We start from the raw sequence: 3,530 nt of genomic DNA, 5'->3' as shown, positions 1-3,530 counted from the left end.
CCAGCTGCTGGTGCTGGCGGCCCTTCTCACCTGGCCGCAGCTGGCTATCTGGCCGCTCTAGTCGAGAAAAGGGAAGAGGATAATGAATGAAAAAGGGAGGCCGATGGCCTCCCTTTCTGATGTGGTATTGATATTTCATTGCGACCTATTTTACGTGCCATAGAAGACAGATATCAGGCCTTGATTCTCTCGAGAAAGGTCGACACGATTTCTTCCGGTGTGAGGGAGATATCCAGTCGAATTGCCTCATCGTCGCCCGGGGGCTCCAGGTCGCGAAGCTGGCTGTCCAGCATATGATCACCCTGGAAGAAGTGTCCCTGGCGATGGGTCAGCCGCTCGCACAATAGCTCGCGGCTGCCATGGAGGTAGAGGATCCGCAGTGCCGGCACGCCCCGGCGCAGCTGGTCGCGGTAGCGGCGCTTGAGCGCCGAGCAGCCGATCACCAACGAGCGCTCCTGGCGGGCATGGTCACGAAAGAAGCCGGCAAGGGTCTCGAGCCAGCCCTCCCGGTCGCCGTCATTGAGGGGTTCGCCACGCGACATCTTGCTGATGCTGCCGGCGCTGTGGTGGTCGTCGGCATCGATGAAGTCGGCCCCGATGGCCTCGGCAACCAACCGGCCGATGTGAGACTTTCCTGATCCTGAAACTCCCATGACCAGCACGAGTGTCGGCGTGGATTCCATCTATTGTCGTCCATTGTATTGGTGAGGTCGTTACCGTTGATCATAGCGAAAAAAAGCCGTAAATGGCCAGTTGGTTTCGGCTACATACTCCAGGATTACTACACCTTAACGGTGTCATATCAGGGTGAATTTCTGGTGTAAGCCCTTGTGGCGAAGAATGCGATCCTGTAGTTCAGGAGGCGTAGATTGGTCGTCATGCTGAGGGGGCATGCTCTCTTTCGGCACATCGCCACGGGCGACGGGGGGGTTGGCCTCAGACGGGGGCTCGGCCTCGGCGGCAACGGTTCATCCGTGATTGGCAAAGAAGGGTTGCACCATCAAGGCACTGCCCCACCTAAACGGGGTAGTGACGTATCGGGCCTGGGAATCCTCAGGCCAGGGAGAGCTCCTTACCCAGCGAGGGTCGGACCGTGATCCGAGCTGTGGAACGGACCCAAACCGTAGAGGTTGTCGTGCTGGCGCTCAGGACCGCTGCAGCCTCGGCCAGCGAGGATACACGGATTCAGAATGAGGCACGTGTCGGTCTGATGTACGCCAACGGGCTGGAGCGCGAAGCGGACGGCGCCAGTCGCAACCCTTGGATTGATCCATTGGCGCAAGGCGAGAGCGAGGGCGCTGTCATGGTGGGTTTTACCGAATCACAGGAAAGTCTGATGCTCTTCGGCTAGACTCCCTGGCAGAGGCTGGAGCCGCCGGCCATCAACGACACGCCCCTACCCCCGGTAGGGGCGCTTCTGTTATTCTGCCACATCTATTTTACCCCGGTTTTGCTACCTACTATATCAACGGTGATTCACCCCATGGCAAAGGAACAGGACGCCACGGATCTGCAGCGCGCCCTCAAGGCGTGCCGCAGTTCGTTCGTTTCGGTGGGCTTCTTCAGCATGTTCGTCAACCTGCTGATGCTCGTTCCGCCCATGTACATGCTGCAGGTCTACGACCGTGTGCTCTCCACCCAGAGCGTCGAGACGTTGCTGATGCTCACCCTTGTCGTGGTCTTTCTCTTCATGGTGATGGGCGGATTGGAGCTCGTTCGCTCGCGCATGCTGGTACGGGTAGGCAACCGCCTCGACACCAACATCAACTCGCGCCTCTATAGCGCCATGTTCCGGCGCAGCGTCTCCGCTCAGGGGCAGCAGAGTGCCCAGCCACTCAACGACCTGACCAGTCTCCGGCAGTTCCTGACCGGCAATGGCCTCTTCGCCTTCTTCGATGCGCCCTGGGTGCCGGTCTATCTGGCCGTGCTGTTCCTGTTCCACCCCTGGCTGGGCATCTTTGCGACCTTCGCGGGCATCGTGCTGCTGATCTTGGCCATCGCCAACGAGAAGGCCACCAAGACCCTGCTCGCCGAGGCCAATAGCGATCATATCAAGGCTCAGGATCTGGCCAACTCCAACCTGCGCAATGCCGAGGTACTGCATGCCATGGGCATGCTGCCCGGTATCATGGGCCGCTGGTCCGAGAAGCACCACGAGTTCCTGGCCAAGCAGTCGCGGGCCAGCGATCGCGCCGGGGCACTGACCAATGCCTCCAAGGTGCTGCGTCTGCTGTTCCAGTCGATGATTCTCGGGCTGGGGGCGTATCTAGTGCTGCAAGCCGAGATGACGGCCGGCATGATGATCGCCGGTTCGATCATCATGGGCCGCGCCCTGGCGCCCATCGATCAGATGATCGGCAGCTGGAAGGGCTTCGTGGGCGCCCGTGGCGCCTATGGCCGCCTCAATGAGCTATTGACGCAGATTCCCGAAGACAATCGCCGCATGTCGCTGCCGGCGCCGCGTGGCGATGTGGCCATTGAAACCGTGGCAGCGGCACCGCCGGGGGTGCGCATGGCCACTATCCGCGGCATCAACTTCGCGGTGCCCGCCGGCGAACACGTCGGTATCATTGGTCCGAGCGCTGCAGGCAAGTCCACACTGGCGCGGGTGCTGCTGGGCATCTGGCCGGCCCAGGTCGGTAATGTGCGCCTGGATGGTGCGGAGGTAACTCACTATAACCGTGATGAGCTCGGCCCCCATATCGGCTACCTGCCCCAGGATATCGAGCTCTTCGACGGCACCATCAGCGAGAACATCGCGCGGTTCGGTGAGGTCGACCCCGACAAGGTCGTCAAGGCGGCCAGGAAAGCCGGCGTCCACGAGATGATCCTCGAGCTGCCCAACGGTTATGACACCTATATCTCCTCGACCAGCGGCGCGCTCTCCGGGGGCCAGCGCCAGCGCGTGGGGCTGGCTCGGGCGCTCTATGGCGACCCCGTATTGGTGGTACTGGACGAACCCAACTCCAACCTGGACGAGGCCGGCGAGCGTCATCTCAGTCACGCCATCCAGCAGCTCAAGGCGGAGGGGGTAACGCTGTTCGTGATCAGTCACCGGACCAGCGTGCTCAAGAACATGGATAAGCTGTTGGTGCTCAAGGAAGGTCAGGTCAGCATGTTCGGTCCCCGTGACGAGGTGCTGGCGCAGTTTGCCAAGAAAGGGCAGTCACGTCAGCAGGTGGGTCAGGCAACCAATACGCGCCTGGCCGCCATTGGTGGCGGCCGACCGGATGCCGGTGGAACGAAACCCCAGGAGCAAAGCTGATGGCAGGCACCTCCGACAAGCACGATGTCCAGAAGCGCGATGAAATTGACGTGACGCCAGGCCCTGCCACCCTTGAGGGCGAGTATGCGGAAAAGCTGCCCACCAGCGACAAGGGCTATCGTCGCCTGGGCCTGGTGATACTGCTGATCGCCTTTGGCGGCTTCGGCACCTGGGCGCTCACCGCGTCCCTTGCCGTGGCGGTGGTTGCCCCCGGCAGTGTCTCCATGGAATCCTTCAAGCGCACCGTGCAGCACCTCGAGGGTGG

At 61.4% G+C, this 3,530-nt stretch carries 3 protein-coding genes and 1 pseudogene; 3 read left to right on the top strand and 1 reads right to left on the bottom strand.

The window, feature by feature from the left end; genetic code table 11:
- Positions 1-173 precede the first annotated feature (173 nt).
- The gene (locus RI841_RS15480; RefSeq protein ID WP_310706524.1) at positions 174-683 is read right to left on the bottom strand and encodes a gluconokinase; all 510 of its coding nucleotides are present in this window, start codon (positions 681-683) and stop codon (positions 174-176) included.
- Between the two features lie 452 nt (positions 684-1,135).
- On the opposite strand from RI841_RS15480, the gene RI841_RS15475 reads away from it, so the two are divergent.
- The 3 genes and pseudogenes from RI841_RS15475 to RI841_RS15465 all read left to right on the top strand — a co-directional run.
- Positions 1,136-1,351: a DUF4214 domain-containing protein gene (locus RI841_RS15475; protein ID WP_310706523.1), complete on the top strand. Its 216-nt coding sequence runs from the start codon at positions 1,136-1,138 to the stop codon at positions 1,349-1,351.
- 132 nt (positions 1,352-1,483) lie between these two features.
- A complete protein-coding gene (locus RI841_RS15470) occupies positions 1,484-3,265 on the top strand; it encodes a type I secretion system permease/ATPase (RefSeq protein ID WP_310706522.1) in 1,782 nt (593 codons plus the stop codon).
- Positions 3,265-3,530: pseudogene (locus RI841_RS15465) on the top strand (HlyD family type I secretion periplasmic adaptor subunit); the annotation flags it as partial. The gene RI841_RS15470 and the pseudogene RI841_RS15465, both read left to right, overlap by 1 nt.

Origin of the sequence: Halomonas sp. (genome assembly GCF_031581305.1) — a bacterium.
In the GTDB taxonomy this organism is placed as follows: domain Bacteria; phylum Pseudomonadota; class Gammaproteobacteria; order Pseudomonadales; family Halomonadaceae; genus Halomonas.
The sequence above is the reverse complement of the archived record's forward strand: the minus strand, read 5'-3'. Positions and strand labels throughout refer to the sequence as shown.